This window comes from Qipengyuania gaetbuli (assembly GCF_020171365.1).
GTDB classification, from domain to species: Bacteria; Pseudomonadota; Alphaproteobacteria; order Sphingomonadales; family Sphingomonadaceae; genus Qipengyuania; species Qipengyuania gaetbuli_B.
In genome coordinates this window covers 463,169-478,483 of sequence record NZ_JAIUZO010000002.1, presented here as the reverse complement: position 1 = coordinate 478,483, position 15,315 = coordinate 463,169, and the positions used below count along the sequence as shown (strand labels likewise).

General features: G+C 64.3%; 17 protein-coding genes. 9 read left to right on the top strand and 8 right to left on the bottom strand.

What is annotated here, in order from left to right; genetic code table 11:
• Genes ruvX through pyrE form a run of 8 tightly spaced genes read right to left on the bottom strand, consistent with a single transcriptional unit; the run spans position 1 to position 5,678 of the window.
• Entirely contained in the window at positions 1–486 is a 486-nt protein-coding gene (gene ruvX, locus LCL94_RS02855; RefSeq protein WP_160607655.1) for a Holliday junction resolvase RuvX, read from the bottom strand.
• On the bottom strand, positions 465–1,706 hold the full coding sequence (locus tag LCL94_RS02850) for a DUF3089 domain-containing protein (protein WP_224830901.1): 1,242 nt from the start codon (positions 1,704–1,706) through the stop codon (positions 465–467). Before LCL94_RS02850 ends, ruvX begins: the two co-directional genes overlap by 22 nt.
• Position 1,707: 1 nt before the next feature.
• Positions 1,708–2,823, bottom strand: a complete 1,116-nt coding sequence (locus tag LCL94_RS02845) for an AI-2E family transporter (protein WP_224830900.1) — start codon at positions 2,821–2,823, stop codon at positions 1,708–1,710.
• Positions 2,824–3,735: a signal peptidase I gene (gene lepB / locus LCL94_RS02840; protein WP_224830899.1), complete on the bottom strand. Its 912-nt coding sequence runs from the start codon at positions 3,733–3,735 to the stop codon at positions 2,824–2,826.
• On the bottom strand, positions 3,693–4,094 hold the full coding sequence (gene acpS / locus LCL94_RS02835) for a holo-ACP synthase (RefSeq protein ID WP_224830898.1): 402 nt from the start codon (positions 4,092–4,094) through the stop codon (positions 3,693–3,695). Before acpS ends, lepB begins: the two co-directional genes overlap by 43 nt.
• The gene (locus LCL94_RS02830; RefSeq protein ID WP_224830897.1) at positions 4,091–4,363 is read right to left on the bottom strand and encodes a hypothetical protein; all 273 of its coding nucleotides are present in this window, start codon (positions 4,361–4,363) and stop codon (positions 4,091–4,093) included. Before LCL94_RS02830 ends, acpS begins: the two co-directional genes overlap by 4 nt.
• A complete protein-coding gene (locus LCL94_RS02825) occupies positions 4,360–5,100 on the bottom strand; it encodes a pyridoxine 5'-phosphate synthase (protein WP_224830896.1) in 741 nt (246 codons plus the stop codon). Before LCL94_RS02825 ends, LCL94_RS02830 begins: the two co-directional genes overlap by 4 nt.
• Positions 5,097–5,678, bottom strand: coding sequence for an orotate phosphoribosyltransferase (gene pyrE / locus LCL94_RS02820; RefSeq protein ID WP_224830895.1), 582 nt, complete (start codon positions 5,676–5,678; stop codon positions 5,097–5,099). Before pyrE ends, LCL94_RS02825 begins: the two co-directional genes overlap by 4 nt.
• Positions 5,679–5,878: 200 nt before the next feature.
• On the opposite strand from pyrE, the gene coxB reads away from it, so the two are divergent.
• The 9 genes from coxB (at position 5,879) to LCL94_RS02775 (ending at position 15,309) form a co-directional block, all read left to right on the top strand.
• Complete coding sequence (gene coxB / locus LCL94_RS02815; RefSeq protein ID WP_224830894.1) at positions 5,879–6,958, top strand: cytochrome c oxidase subunit II; 1,080 nt, start codon at positions 5,879–5,881, stop codon at positions 6,956–6,958.
• A gap of 53 nt (positions 6,959–7,011) precedes the next feature.
• Entirely contained in the window at positions 7,012–8,727 is a 1,716-nt protein-coding gene (ctaD, locus tag LCL94_RS02810) for a cytochrome c oxidase subunit I (RefSeq protein WP_224830893.1), read from the top strand.
• A gap of 76 nt (positions 8,728–8,803) precedes the next feature.
• Positions 8,804–9,769 carry an alpha/beta fold hydrolase gene (locus tag LCL94_RS02805; protein ID WP_224830892.1) on the top strand — a complete coding sequence of 322 codons (966 nt, stop codon included), beginning with the start codon at positions 8,804–8,806 and terminating at the stop codon, positions 9,767–9,769.
• Between the two features lie 48 nt (positions 9,770–9,817).
• Positions 9,818–10,735: a heme o synthase gene (locus LCL94_RS02800; protein ID WP_224830891.1), complete on the top strand. Its 918-nt coding sequence runs from the start codon at positions 9,818–9,820 to the stop codon at positions 10,733–10,735.
• Positions 10,736–10,859: 124 nt separating this feature from the next.
• Entirely contained in the window at positions 10,860–11,432 is a 573-nt protein-coding gene (locus LCL94_RS02795; RefSeq protein WP_224830890.1) for a cytochrome c oxidase assembly protein, read from the top strand.
• Between the two features lie 66 nt (positions 11,433–11,498).
• The gene (locus LCL94_RS02790; RefSeq protein ID WP_224830889.1) at positions 11,499–12,320 is read left to right on the top strand and encodes a cytochrome c oxidase subunit 3; all 822 of its coding nucleotides are present in this window, start codon (positions 11,499–11,501) and stop codon (positions 12,318–12,320) included.
• A gap of 83 nt (positions 12,321–12,403) precedes the next feature.
• Positions 12,404–12,976, top strand: coding sequence for an SURF1 family cytochrome oxidase biogenesis protein (locus tag LCL94_RS02785; protein WP_224830888.1), 573 nt, complete (start codon positions 12,404–12,406; stop codon positions 12,974–12,976).
• A 51-nt stretch (positions 12,977–13,027) separates the two neighbouring features.
• Positions 13,028–14,419 (top strand): threonine synthase, encoded by a 1,392-nt coding sequence (thrC, locus tag LCL94_RS02780; RefSeq protein ID WP_224830887.1) that lies wholly within the window; start codon positions 13,028–13,030, stop codon positions 14,417–14,419.
• A complete protein-coding gene (locus LCL94_RS02775; RefSeq protein WP_224830886.1) occupies positions 14,419–15,309 on the top strand; it encodes a class I SAM-dependent methyltransferase in 891 nt (296 codons plus the stop codon). Before thrC ends, LCL94_RS02775 begins: the two co-directional genes overlap by 1 nt.
• The last annotated feature ends 6 nt before the right edge of the window (positions 15,310–15,315 follow it).

The following is a 15,315-nucleotide window of genomic DNA, read 5'->3' as shown; positions in this document are numbered from 1 at the left end:
TTAAAAGCCTCCTCCTGCGAGCGCGTCTATGGCACCCTGCAGGATGACCGCTGCCGCATGGGCATCGATGCGTTCGGCCCGCTTGGACCGGCTCATGTCCTGGCCGATCATCGCTGCCTCCGCACTCGCGGTCGACCAGCGTTCGTCCCACAGCAGCACAGGCAAGTCCAGCGCCGCCGCGATATTTCGGGCATAGGCGCGGCTGGCCTGCGCACGCGGGCCCTCGCTGCCGTCCATGTTGCGCGGCAGGCCGATGACGACGCCCTTGATCGAGCGTTCGCGCACTAGCTCGCGCAGCTTGCCGCTGTCCTGCGTGAACTTGCCCCGCTGGAGCGTCTTGCCGGCTGTGGCAAAGCGCCAGCCGGCATCGCAGGTGGCGACGCCCACAGTCTTGGTTCCCACATCGAGCCCCAGCAGCGCGCCGCCATCGGCCAGCGCATCGCCGAAATCGAGCCGGTTGTCGGTTACGATCGGGCCGTCGACCACGCCTTGACCCGCCTGATCACGTCTTCCTGCAAGTTCTTCCAGAACAGCGGGATGTCGTACACGTGGTAATTTCCGCCCGGCAGGACGCCCGGGCCGAGATCGGGCGCCTCGCCGATCCGCAGTATGCCCGAGGCATCGCAGCGCGCTCCGATCGCGGCGGGCACCAGCTCCGCCGAACCCATTGCCGCATCGGGCTTGAGCGTGCCGAGATTGTCGCTTGCGGGGGCCGATCCGCCGGTCATGCCGGTGAGCGGATTGACGCACAGGATCGGGTCTTCGGGGCCGCGCGGCTCGCCATCGAGGCCGGGCAGGGAACTGTAGCGCTGCAGCAATTGGCCGGGATCGCCATCATCGGCGAAGCTGGCGAAGGAAATCAGGCAACCCGCCTGTCCCGGCGCCGCGCAGGCGGGAATGGGGAGGGCGGGCAGGTCGTGTTCGACCGAGATGGGCCAACCCGGAGCGTAGACGGCCGCGATGCGCTTCTCTGCCGGAGTACCAGCGAGTTTTTCGCGCAGCAGGCGCAGCACATGCACCGAGCCCTGGCTGTGGCCGGCAAGGACAATGGGTTTGTCGTCGCCCACGCTTTCGAGAAAATAGTCGAAGGCCTGCGCCACGTCGGCATAGGCGGCGTCGATCGCCATCTCCGCATCGGGCTTTTCGCTGAGGAAGGCGCCGACCGATGCCTGCCGGTACTTCGGCGCCCAGATTTCATCGGCGCGGTTGAAGGGACTGGCCAGTCCGCGCAGGAATGTGCGGGCCAGCGTATCGGTTTCCGGATCGTCCAGCGGCGCATTCCAGTCACCCAGCGCGCCCTTGGTGTAGCTGGTCGGCGGCACGAAGAAGACTGCGAAGCCCGGCACCTCGCCCGTACGTGCTGGGTCGCCGCGCCGCGAACCGACCGTCTCGAGGAAGTCTGGGCTGCCCACGCTTTGCTCGGCGGCGGGCGCTTCGGGCGAGGGGGTGCGGGTTGCTGGATCGGGCGGCGTCTCTGCCACTGCGGGCTGGTAGCGGGCCGGATCGTCGGTCCCGATGCCGGGACGCGAATACCACATGGCCGGGTCTTCATAGGCGTTGGCAGCCAAGGCCTCCTGCTCGACGAATTCGCCGCGCGGGACGAAGGCCATGTCGGTCAGTTCGCGGCCATAGATCGCAAGGCCGATCGCGCCGACGACGATCACGGTGATGATGATGGCGATGAGGTAGAGAAACTTGCGCGCCATCTCAGGCCGTCGCCTTCTGTGGTTCTGACTCGCCTTCTGCATCGAGCCGCGCGGACCGGCGTTCCAGCGCGACCTTGATCATGGCAAGCATCGGGTCGGCCAGCGCGAGGCCGAGGATGCCGAACAGGACGCCAAAAATCAGCTGCGCGGAAAGGACGAGCCCGGGTGCCAGGTCCACCGTCTTCTTCGCGATCATGGGCACGAGGATGTAGCCGTCGAAGTTCTGGACGAGGAAATAGACGAAGATCGTGTAGAGTCCCATATCGACCCCGCCGGAGAACCCGACCAGCACCATCAGCACGCCCGAGATGATCGCTCCGATATTCGGGATGAAGGCAAGCAGGCCGGTCAGCAGGCCCAGCAGTGCAGCCATGGGCACGCCGTAGACAGCGAGCAGGGCCCAGGTGAAGATGCCTTCCGCCACCATGCCGACCAGACGCCCGGCGAGAAGGCGGCGCAGCGTATAAGCCTGGTAGCTCAGCGTATCGTAGAAAGCCTCGCGCCGGTGCGAAGGCACCATCCAGGCAACGCCGCGCTCGTAAATGCGCGGGTCAATGGCGAAATAGATGCCGATGATTACGATCAGCAGCACCGTCGTCAGCCCGCCGAAGATGCCGCCGATCGCCTTGGTGACGGTGCCGACGCCGCTGGCCATGCTGCTGGCGAAATTCTCGATATTCTCGGTGTGGATCGCAAAGCCCTGATCGCGCATATAGGCGATCAGCTTGCCCAGCTGTTCATTGATGATCGCGGGGAATTGCGCCGCCTGCTGCGAGATCTGCGAGCCTGCGAAATAGCCCAGCCAGAGCAGGAATGCGGTCGCAAGCACGAGCACGATGGCCACGCGACAGCTGCGCCCGATGGGCAGGATCTTGCCGAGCAGACGCGCGCCGCCATCGACCATGCAGCCGAACACCATGGCGCCGAAAATGACCAGCAGGGACTGGGAAATGTGGACCGCCAGCGCGATCAGGCCGATGACGAGGCCCCAGACCAGTGCGCGCCCCGCTTCGAAACGCAGGCGTGGATCGCCGATGTATGCGGGGCTCTTGCCCGGGTGGTCTTGGGCCGCTGCGATTGTCCGGTCGGGTTCGTAGGAAGGCCCTTTTTCAGACATTTACCGCTGATTCTCCTGCGCGACTGCCGGACGCAGGGTGGTCCAGGCGCGCCCTTCGCGCAAGCTCGTAAACCAGGTGACCGGATTGAGCGAGGTCGTCCCGTCGAGCGAGAAAGTGATGAATTCCGCGCGGCCGCCGATGTTTTCCAGCGGAACCGGGCCCAGGAGCCCGCGCGAGGAATTGAGTTCGCGGCTGTCGGACGAATGGTCGCGGTTGTCGCCCATCACGAAGACGTGACCTTCGGGTATGGTCATCTCGTCGAAATTGTCGAGTTCGGTATTGGCGTGGTCGATCACGAGATAATTCGCGCCATTGGGCAGCGTCTCGCGCAGGACGGGCACGCGGCAGACATCCTTGCCGCTGTCGTCGGTGACGAGGAAGGTCGGATCGCCAAAACCGTAGCAGGTCGAGTTCGCATCGACCGGAAGGTCGCGCGCCGGCTCGACTGCCTGCGGCACGGGGGTTCCGTTGAGGATGATGCGTCCGCGGCGGACCTCGATCTTGTCGCCGGGCAGAGCGACCACGCGCTTGATGTAATCCTCGTCCCGTTCGGGGTGCACGGGGATTACGATGTCACCATACTCGGGCGTGGAACCCATCACCCGCCAGTCGCCGCGCGGGGCAAGGTGGAAGCTGACCGAGGACCAGTTCCAGCCATAGGGATACTTGCTGACCACCAGCCGGTCCCCGACCAGCAGGTTCGGCAGCATCGATTCCGACGGGATGTAGAACGGCTTCGCCACGAAGCTGTGAAAGGCGAAGACTGCCAGCAGCATCAGGAACAGGCCGCGCAGTTCGGCGAGCCAGTCGACCTTCTCGTCGGTCTTCTCGGTTGTCTTGGGTTCGGTCACAACAGGGGTATCGGTACTCAAAGGGGGTAGGCCTCGATGATGACGAAGGCCTGCGCCCATGGATGATCGTCAGTGAGGGTGAGATGAATGCGCGGCTCATGGCCGTGCGGCACCATTTCGGCAAGCCTTTGCGCAGCCCCGCCTTCGAGCGCCAGCGTAGGGGCGCCCGAAGGCGCATTGACGACGCCGATATGCTTCATGAAAACGCCGCGGCGAAAGCCCGTGCCCACGGCCTTGGAAAAAGCTTCCTTGGCGGCGAACCGCTTGGCGTAGGTCCCGGCAATGGTGAAGGGCCGCCGCCGCGCCTTGGCGATCTCGATTTCGGTGAAGACGCGCTGTTCGAAGCGGTCGCCGAACCGGTCGAGCGAATTCTGGATGCGCTCGATGTTGCACAGGTCCGAACCCATTCCGATGATCATAGAACTCTCGCGAGAATAAGGCCCAGCATGGCAATCATCATCCAGTGCAGCCACACCTGGGTCTTAACCAGCGGGTGGTCGATCTGCCCTCCCGAACGCTTGAACGAGCCGGCGTATCCGACGACCTGGATAATCGGCCAGCCGATGGCGAAGGCAAGGAAGGTCTGGCGCGATATCGCGATGCCGAGCAGCGCGAGGCTCAGCAGGAAGGGAATGACGGCAGCGGCCGCCCAGAATTTCTCCGCGCGGGTCAGGCCGGACTCGTTCACCGGGCCTCGTCCATCAGTTCGCGCATGTGCCGCACAGCCTGTTCCAGCCCAACGAAAACCGCCTCGCCGACAAGGTAGTGACCGATGTTGAGCTCCGCGATCTGCGGGATGGCGGCGATGGGCTGCACGTTTTCGTAAGTGAGGCCGTGGCCGGCGTGCGGCTCGATCCCGTTCTTGGCGGCAAGCGCGGCCATGTCGGTAATGCGCTTCAACTCACGCGCGGTCTTTTCGCTGTCGCCGGCAAGATGTGCGTGGGCATATTCGCCGGTGTGGAACTCGACCACGGGGACGCCGAGCTTGAGCGCCGCGTCGAGCTGCCTCTCGTCCGCCTCGATGAAGAGCGAGACGCGGATGCCGTTGTCCTTCAGTTTCCACACGATCGGGGCGAGCGTGTTGTGCTGGCCGGCCGCGTCCAGCCCGCCTTCGGTCGTGCGCTCTTCCCGCTTTTCGGGGACGATGCAGGCGGCGTGCGGCCGGTGCGAAAGCGCGATTTCGAGCATTTCCTCGGTCGCGGCCATTTCCAGGTTGAGCGGCAAATCGGTCGCTTCCTGGATGCGGCGCAGGTCCGCATCGCGGATGTGGCGGCGGTCTTCGCGCAGATGTGCCGTAATGCCGTCGCCGCCGACGCGGGCGACGATTTCCGCAGCGCGCACCGGATCGGGATGGTCCCCTCCGCGCGCATTGCGGATGGTCGCGACGTGGTCGATATTGACCCCGAGGCGCAAGGGGCGGGTCAAGCCGCGCGGCTCCCCGGCTTGGTCACCGGCACTGCAGCGAGTTCGGGAGGCAGTTCGTCCTCGGCATATGTCGGGAAGTTGATGTCGATGAGCGGGAAGAACGGAACGCCGAGATCGGCTGTGCCGTTGCTGCGATCGACCAGCGCCACCTCTGCAATCACCTCGCCGCCTTCGCGCGCGACGGCATCGATGGCCTCGCGGCTTGAAAGGCCAGTGGTCACGACGTCTTCTACCATCAGCACTTTTGCGCCTTCATCGATGCGGAAGCCGCGACGCAGGTGGAACACGCCGTCGGGCCGTTCGAGGAACATCGCGTCCTTGCCCAGTGCACGGCCCATTTCCTGGCCGATGATGATACCGCCCATCGCCGGGCTGATCACGACATCGATCTGGCTGCGGATTTCGCGCGGGATTTTCTGCGCCAGTGCCAGCGCGAGCCGGCCGGCCCGGTCGGGGTTCATCAGCACGCGCGCGCACTGCAGGTAATGCCCGCTGTGGCGCCCGCTGGAGAGTTTGAAATGGCCTTCGAGCAGGGCTTCGCTGGCACGGAATTCCTGGAGGATGTCGTCTTCGGTCATATGGCAAAGGCTCAAAGCGCCTTGCGGCCGATTGCGCAAGAGGCAAAGCGGCTTGCACATTTTTATCGGTCAACCGCTTGAGGAGCGCGCCAGTCCTGCCTATAGGGCGGCCCAACCGGGCCCTGCTTGCAGGGTCGCATGCCCCTGTGCCGAATGCGTCCTTAAGGATGGTCGACCGTCGGGGTGGTCCGGAAGATGACATGACACGAAAGAGTGCCAAGACGATGAAAATTCTCGGTTTCCACCGGATTGTCGCCAGCCTTGCAATGGCCTTTGCACTGGTAATCGGCGTGCAGCCTGCCCTCGCGCAGGACGCTGCCGAAACCACGGCGACCACCCAGCTCGAATCTGTCGATCCGGCCGAAGCCGCCGACGTTGCCGACACCGATGCGGTCGCTGAAGGCGCGGGCGCCTACACGCCGATGAAGCCGACCGAGGGAATCGGGATGCCGGTGGACCGCGGCATCGACATCCAGCAGCAGTTCTCGGAAACCGGCGAATTCGCCTATGGCCTCCACGTGGGTCTCATCTGGGTGATGGTCGGCATCAGCGTCTTCGTTCTCGTGCTGCTGCTCTACACGGTGTTCCGTTTCCGTCGTAAGGCGAACCCCGTTCCGTCGAAGACCAGCCACAACACGCTGATCGAAGTCATCTGGACGGTCGTCCCCGCACTCATCCTGCTTGCAATCGCGATCCCCTCGATCACGCTGATTGCCAAGCAGTACGAGCCGATCCCGAAGGACGCGATCACCATCAAGGTAACCGGCTACCAGTGGTACTGGGGCTACACCTATCCCGACAACGGCGACTTCGAAATCATCTCGAACATGCTCGACGGTGCCGAGGCAGATGCTCGCGGCGAACCGCACCAGCTGGCCGTCGACAACCGCATGGTCGTTCCGGTGGGCGTGCCGATCCGCCTGCAGACCACTGCTGCCGACGTGATCCACTCGTTCGCCGTGCCTAGCCTGTGGTTCAAGCTCGACGCCGTGCCGGGCCGCCTCAACGAAAAGATCCTGATCGTCGAGAAGCCGGGCGTTTACTACGGCCAGTGCTCCGAACTGTGCGGCGCACGTCATGCCTACATGCCGATCGCTGTAGAAGCGCTCCCGCTTGACCAGTACAACGCATGGGTCCTGGCGCAGGGTGGCAAGATCGCCGGTGCCGAAGAGGAAGGTGTCGAAGCCGCTCCTGCAGCAGCTCCGCTCCAGCAGCCGGAAAGCGCTGTCGAAGGTGCGGCCGGTGCCGGGGAGCTCCCGGTCGAGAACCCGACCACCTGATCGACGTTTAGAATTAGTCCGACCGACGAACACGCATTCGAGAGTATAGCAAGATGGCCACTACCGCCGACAGCTTCCAGGCCCACCACGACGACCACGCGCACGATGCCGATCACAAGCCCGGCTTCTTCGCGCGCTGGTTCATGTCCACCAACCACAAGGACATCGGTACGCTCTACCTGATCTTCGCGATCGTCGCGGGTATCGTGGGTGGCGCGATCTCCGGCATCATGCGTGCCGAGCTTGCCGAACCGGGTATCCAGTACCTCCAGTACTGGGCCCAGCTCATGGGCGGCGCTACCGATATCGATAGCGCGCTGCACATGTGGAACGTGTTCATCACCGCGCACGGCCTCATCATGGTCTTCTTCATGGTCATGCCGGCCATGATCGGCGGCTTCGGCAACTGGTTCGTCCCGCTGATGATCGGTGCGCCGGACATGGCGTTCCCGCGCATGAACAACATTTCGTTCTGGCTGACCGTGGCGGGCTTCTTCTCGCTGCTGTTCTCGCTGTTCGTCCCCGGCGGTATCGGGCCGGGCGCAGGCGTGGGCTGGACGGTTTACGCGCCGCTGTCGACCTCGGGTTCGACCGGTCCGGCCGTCGACTTCGCGATCTTCTCGCTGCACCTTGCGGGCGCTGGCTCGATCCTCGGTGCGACCAACTTCATCACCACCATCTTCAACATGCGTGCGCCGGGCATGACCCTGCACAAGATGCCGCTGTTCGTGTGGTCGGTGCTGGTTACCGCATTCCTCCTGCTGCTGGCCCTGCCGGTCCTTGCCGCGGCGATCACGATGCTGATCACCGACCGCAACTTCGGCACGACCTTCTTCGATCCCGCAGGTGGCGGTGACCCGATCCTCTACCAGCACCTGTTCTGGTTCTTCGGCCACCCCGAAGTATACATCATGATCCTGCCGGGCTTCGGCATGATCTCGCAGATCGTCGCCACCTTCAGCCGCAAGCCGGTCTTCGGCTACCTCGGCATGGCCTACGCCATGGTCGCGATCGGCGTTGTCGGCTTCGTCGTGTGGGCCCACCACATGTACACCGTTGGCCTCGACGTGAACACGAAGATGTACTTCACCGCGGCCACCATGGTCATCGCGGTTCCGACCGGCGTGAAGATCTTCAGCTGGATCGCCACGATGTGGGGCGGCTCGATCGAGTTCAAGTCGCCGATGGTCTGGGCGCTGGGCTTCATCTTCCTCTTCACCGTCGGTGGTGTGACCGGCGTCTACCTCGCCAATGGCGGCGTGGACGACGTGGTTCACGACACCTACTTCGTGGTGGCGCACTTCCACTACGTGCTGTCGATGGGTGCGGTGTTCTCGATGTTCGCCGGCTTCTACTACTGGTTCCCGAAGATGAGCGGCCGGATGCACTCCGAGCTCCTGTCGCACCTCCACTTCTGGGGCTTCTTCATCGGCGTGAACGTGATCTTCTTCCCCCAGCACTTCCTGGGCTGGCAGGGCATGCCGCGTCGCTATCCCGACTATGCGGAAGCCTATACCTACTGGAACGAGATCAGCACGCTGGGCTACATGATCATGGCCGCCTCGATGGTCCTGTTCTTCGTGAACATCCTGTATGCCTTCGTTGCCGGCAAGAAGGCCGAAGACAACTACTGGGGCGAGGGTGCAACCACGCTCGAGTGGAGCCTGTCGAGCCCGCCGCCGTTCCACCAGTTCAGCGAACTGCCGGTGATCGAGGACCACCACGACCACCACGACCACATTGGCGACGGCAAGCCCGCAACGGCCTGAGCGTAGCTATAGCTGTACATGACAAAGCGGCCGGTCCCATGAGGGGCCGGCCGTTTTCTTTTGCGCGAGACGAGGAATGACCATGCCCGAAATGCGGACCATCGACGTTGGCGAACTGAGCCTGCGCTGCGCTGTCGAGGGCGAGGGGCCGCTGGTCATCATGGTCCACGGCTTTCCCGAAAGCTGGTACAGCTGGCGCCACCAGATCGGCCCTGTCGCCAAAGCAGGCTACACGGCCTGCGCTATCGACGTTCGCGGCTATGGCGGTTCGGACAAGCCGCATCCGGTCGAAGCCTATGCGATGGAGCGCATCGTGGGCGATCTCGTCGGCCTGAAGCAGGCGCTGCAGCCCGACAGCCCGGCAATCCTGGTCGGTCACGATTGGGGCGCGCCGATCGTCTGGAACACGGCGCTGACACGGTCGGAGCATTTCTCGGCCGTGGCAGGTCTGTCCGTTCCCTTCGCAGGCGTCCCCAGCCGCCCCTTCACCGAGGTGTTCCACGAGCACTTCACATCGCAGGGCAGGTTCTTCTACCAGGAGTATTTCCAGGCAGAGGGTGTGGCCGAGGCGGAGGCCGAGAAGGACCCGCGCGACTGGGTCCAGCGGATGATGTATTCGATCAGCGGCGACGTGCCGCCGGGCGCCTATTGGGACAAGCCCTATGGCGCGACCTTCCTGCAAGGCCTGCCCGATCCACAACCGGTCTCCTGGCTGACCGAGGAGGACATGGATTTCTACGAAGGCGAGTTCAAAGCCTCGGGCTTTCGCGGCCCTCTCAACCGCTACCGCAATCACGAGCGCGATTACGAATGGCTGCAAGGCTGGCAGGGCAAGCGGATCGAGCAGCCCGCGCTGTTCATCGGTGGCACCCGTGATCCGGCGACCTACCTTTTCGGAGCTGTCACCGATCCCGTCGCGCTCATGAAGATGTTCGCGCCCAAGGTCGAAGGCCACATCCTCGAAGGTGTCGGCCACTGGACGCAGCAGGAACGGCCCGAGGAGGTCAACCGCCTCCTGCTCGACTGGCTGGAGAGGCTCTGAAAGCCTTTATTGCCGCGGTTTTTGTCCCTATATGCGCACCCGATTCCCATGACCCAGACTGTCCCCACCCAATTGCCCGCAGAGTGGCGCGATTTCTTCGCGCTGACCAAGCCGGGCGTCATGCGCCTGGTGATCTTCACCGGCCTGTGCGGACTGCTGGCAGCGCCCGGTAATATCCATCCCATTCTCGGCTTCACCGCGATCCTGTGCATCGCGATGGGGGCAGGTGGTGCGGCTGCGCTGAACCAGTGGTGGGAAAGCGATATCGACGCGATCATGAAGCGCACCAGTGCCCGCCCGCTGCCGTCGGGCCGCATGGCACGCACCGACGCGCGCGACTTCGGCTTCTTCCTGTCGGGTGCCTCGATCGTGATCATGGGGCTGGCGATCAACTGGCTGTCGGCCGCGATCCTCGCCTTCTCGATCTTCTACTATTCGGTCATCTACACGATCTGGCTGAAACCCCGCACGCCGCAGAACATCGTCATTGGCGGGGGCGCAGGCGCGTTCCCGCCGCTGATCGGCTGGGTAGCGGTAACGGGCGACATCACGCTGATGCCGGTGCTGCTGTTCCTGATCATCTTCATGTGGACGCCGCCGCATTTCTGGGCGCTCGCCCTGTTCGTGGAAACCGATTACGCCAAGGCCGGCATCCCCATGATGCCCGTGGTCAAGGGCCACCGCTCCACCCGCCGCCAGGTGCTGGTCTATTCACTGCTCATGCTGCCGACGGTGCTGGCGCCCTGGTACATCGGCGGGACGGACTGGATCTACGGCCTTTCCGCGCTCGTACTGACGCTGGCCTTCATTGCACTTGCCATCCCGGTTGCAGCCCGCACGCCGGTCGAAGGCGACACGATGAAGCCGGAAAAGCGCCTGTTCCTGTTTTCGATCGCCTATCTCTTTGCCCTGTTCGGCGCCCTGGTCGTCGACCGGGTTCTCCACTACCAAGGAATTGTCGCATGACCCCCGAGGAAGAACAGGAATACCGTCGCCGTCAGAAGAGCCGTAACCTCGTGCTCGGCGGGATCCTTCTGGGTGCCGCACTGCTGTTCTACATGATCACCATCGTCAGGATGTGAGGATTGCCATGACTGCCGCCGCGCTGGAGCAACGCAAGACCCGCACCGCGATGCTGGCCCTGCTGGGCGCAGCCGCGATGCTCGGCCTCGGTTATGCCGCCGTGCCGCTCTATGAACTGTTCTGCCAGGTCACCGGTTTCGGCGGGACCACGCAGCGCGCCACCGAAGGCGAGGCGAATCTCGCCGAACGCATGGGCAAGGCCGCGGGCGGGAAGCAGATCTCGATCCGCTTCGATGGCTCGGTCGCCCCGGGGCTTGGCTGGAGCTTCCGGCCCGAACAGCCGACCGACACGGTCACCATCGGGCAGCGCGACATGGCGATCTATGTCGCGAAGAACAACGGCACCGAACCGATCACGGGCACTGCGACCTTCAACGTCATGCCGGTCCAGGCGGGCGCCTATTTCAACAAGATCCAGTGTTTCTGCTTCACCGAACAGACGCTGCAGCCGGGCCAGGAAGTTCGGATGCCGGTGCTCTATTTCGTCGATCCGGCGGCGCTGGACGATCCCAATATGGAGGGTGTCGAGCAGATCACACTCTCGTACACTTTCCACCGCGCGATAGAATCCGGGGACTGACCCCTAGACCAGCGCCCTTTGGCGCATTAAGGGCCTCCGCAAAGCGAAACCCAGGACACGAGTACAATGGCTGGTAACGTCAATCACGAATATCACATCCTCGAACCCGATATCTGGCCGCTGATCGGCTCGATCTCGGCGCTGACCTTCACCAGCGGCATGGTGCTGTTCATGCACGAAATGGCCAGTGCGCACCTCGTGCTCGGCCTCGGCATTGCCGGCCTGATCGCGACCTTCTTCGCGTGGTTCTCGAACATCGTGAAGGAAGCGCAGCGCGGCGACCACACTCCGGTCGTGCAGCTGCACATGCGTTACGGCATGATCCTGTTCATCGCCTCGGAAGTGATGTTCTTCGTCGGCTGGTTCTGGAGCTGGTTCGATTTCGCCCTGTTCCCCTCGGAAATCTCCGAGGTGATCGGCGGCCAGTTCCCGCCCGCAGCGATCGAGGCGGTGATCAATCCGTTCTCGCTGCCGCTGCTCAACACGCTGATCCTGCTCTGCTCGGGCACCACGGTTACCTGGGCGCACCACGCGCTGATCCACGGCGACCGTGAAGGCCTGAAGAAGGGCCTGTGGCTGACCATCCTGCTGGGCGCGGTCTTCACCTGCATCCAGGCCTACGAATACGGCGCTGCACCGTTCGGCTTCGGTGGCAACACCTATAGCTCGGCCTTCTACATGGCGACCGGCTTCCACGGCTTCCACGTGCTGGTCGGCACGATCTTCCTGATCGTCTGCCTCGTGCGCACCTACAAGGGCCACTTTACCCCGCGCCAGCACTTCGGCTTCGAAGCGGCCGCGTGGTACTGGCACTTCGTCGACGTGGTGTGGCTGTTCCTCTTCGCCGTCGTCTACGTCTGGGGCGGCTGGGGTGCCGAATTCCATTGATATCGTCCGGTTCGCCGGACAATGAGAAAGGGCAGCCCGGCCACGCCGCGGCTGCCCTTTTCTTTTGAACCGCAAGGATAGTCATGCGCCTTCCCGTCATCCCCACCATCATCGTCGCCGGAGCGGTTGCCGTGATGATCGCCCTCGGCATCTGGCAACTCGGGCGCATGGGCGAAAAAGAAGCTCTGATCGCCCGTGCGGAACAGTCGCTGTCGATGACGGAGGCCGTGGAATACCCGCGCGACCCGGCCATGGTGGAGGAACTGCTCTACCGCCGCACCAACGTTGCCTGCGCCTCGGTGTCGGGTGCAACGACGGTGGCCGGCACCAGCGCAACCGGCGAAAAGGGTGTTGCCCAGCGTGTATCTTGCGGGCTTGCGGACGGCACCAGCGTGACAGTGGACATCGGCTATTCGCGCGACCCCCAACCGGTCGAATGGAGCGGGGGCGAGGTTGCCGGAACGATCGCTCCGGGTGGCCGGATCGTGGCAGAAGAAGGGCTGGCCGGCCTCCAGGCGCTCGCCCGTCCCGATCCCCGCAGCCTGCCGAACAACCACCTTGCCTATGCCGGACAGTGGTTCTTTTTCGCCCTGACCGCGCTGGTGATCTATTTCCTCGCGCTGCGCCGCAGGTCCACGCGGGCTAGGGGCGATTAAAGACCGGCTTGCTTGCCCGTTTGCGGCGGCATCGCTAACCGCCTTTCCACGATGAAATACGTCTCTACCCGCGGCAGCGCACCGACGCTCGATTTCGCAGGCGTCACGCTGGCCGGCCTCGCCTCCGACGGCGGGCTCTATGTGCCCGAGGAATGGCCGCAGTTCAGCCATGACGAGATCGCTGCAATGCGCGGCCTGCCGTACGCCGAACTGGCGGCGCGGGTGATGGAGCCCTTCGTCGAGGGAAGCCTGACGCCGGAGCGCCTGCGCGAACTTACCACACGCGCCTATGGCCGCTTCGCGCACAAGGCGGTCACACCGCTGGTACAATTGGATGAACAGCACTGGGTGCTCGAACTCTTCCATGGCCCGACGCTGGCGTTCAAGGATGTGGCTCTCCAATTGCTCGGCTTGCTGTTCGAGGAATTCCTTTCTCGCGAACAGGGCAGCCTGACGATCGTCGGGGCGACCAGCGGCGATACCGGCAGTGCAGCCATTGATGCGGTGGCCGGGCTGGAGAATGTCGAGATCTTCATGCTCCACCCCAAGGGCCGGGTGAGCGATGTGCAGCGCCGCCAGATGACCACGGTTCGCGCACCCAATGTCCACAACCTCGCCATCGAGGGCAGCTTCGACGATGCGCAGGCGATGGTGAAGCGGATCTTCGCGGATGCCGATGTCACGTCGAAGCACAGGATCGGGGCGGTCAATTCGATCAACTGGGCGCGGCTGATGGCGCAGGTGGTCTATTACTTCGCCGCCGCGCTCCAGCTTGGCGGGCCGGAGCGCAAGCTCGCCTTCAGCGTGCCGACCGGCAATTTCGGCGACGTCTTCGCAGGGCACGTGGCTGCGCGCATGGGCCTGCCGATCGAGCAGCTGATCGTCGCCACCAATGTGAACGACATCCTCCACCGCGCGCTGAGCGATGGCGATTATTCGACCGGCAGCGTGACCCCGACCGCCGCGCCGAGCATGGACATCCAGGTCAGCTCCAATTTCGAGCGCCTGCTGTTCGACGTGGGCGGGCGCGACGGCGCTGCCATGGCGGAACAGATGCGCAGGTTCGAGGCCGAGAAGGCCATGCGTCTCACCAATGCGCAGCGCGAGGGGGCGGCAGCGCTCTTCACCAGCGCCCGCGCCGATGCCGCCGACATGGCGCAGGCGATGCGCTGGGCGTTCGAGGAGTGCGGCGAGATGCTCGACCCGCATACCGCCATCGGCCTTCACGCCGCGCGTGCCGCGGGTATTGCCGCCGATGTGCCTGTCGTAACGCTCGCCACCGCGCATCCGGCCAAGTTCCCCGACGCGGTCGAGCGGGCCACGGGCCTGCGTCCGAACCTTCCCACTCGCGTGGGCGATTTGTTTTCGCGCGAGGAGCATTACGTCGAGCTTCCCGGCACCTACGAGGCGGTGCGCGCCCACATCCTCGAGAACGCCACCTGATGGCCGAGCTGGTCCGCGATCCGGTGCTGATGGTGGGCGAAGGCTGGGACGCCTATCGCCTGCTCGACAGCGGCCATGGCCGCAAGCTGGAGGCGTTCGGCGACTACAGCTTCATCCGCCCCGAACCGCAGGCGATGTGGTCACCGCGCATGGCCGACTGGAACGCGCATGGCGAATTCATTCCCGGCGCGGACGAGGATGGCGGCGGGCGCTGGCACCTTGAACGCGAGCTGCCGGAAGACGGCTGGACGCTGGGCTATGACGAAGTGCGCTTCACCGCGCAGCCGACGCCATTCCGCCACCTCCAGTTCTTCCCCGACATGGCCCCGGTCTGGGACTGGATGCGCGAGCAACTGGCCGGGCGCGAGGACGCCGAAACGCTCAACCTGTTCGGCTACACCGGCGTCGGCTCGCTCGCGCTGTCCCGCCACGGCCGCGTGACCCATGTCGATGCGAGCAAGAAATCGGTCGCCCAGGCGCGCGAGAATGCGGCGCTGTCGGGTATGGAAGACCGCCCGATCCGCTGGCTGGTCGACGACGCCAGCAAGTTCGCCGCGCGCGAGGTGCGCCGCGCCAACCGCTATGACGGGATCATCCTCGATCCGCCCAAATTCGGGCGCGGGCCGAAGAACGAGACCTGGCGGCTGGAAGAAAGCCTGCCCGGCCTTATCGCCGATTGCCGCCAGCTGCTGGACGCAAACAGCCGCTTCCTGTTCCTCACGGTCTATGCCGTGCGCATGAGCAGCCTCGCGCTGGCCGGCCTGCTCGACGAGGTGTTCGAGGGACTTCCCGGCAAGATCGAGCATGGCGACCTTGCCGTGCGCGAGACGGGCGAGCGTGACCGCCACCTTCCCACCGCGATCTTCGCGCGCTGGTCCAATCCGCGCTAGGGAACG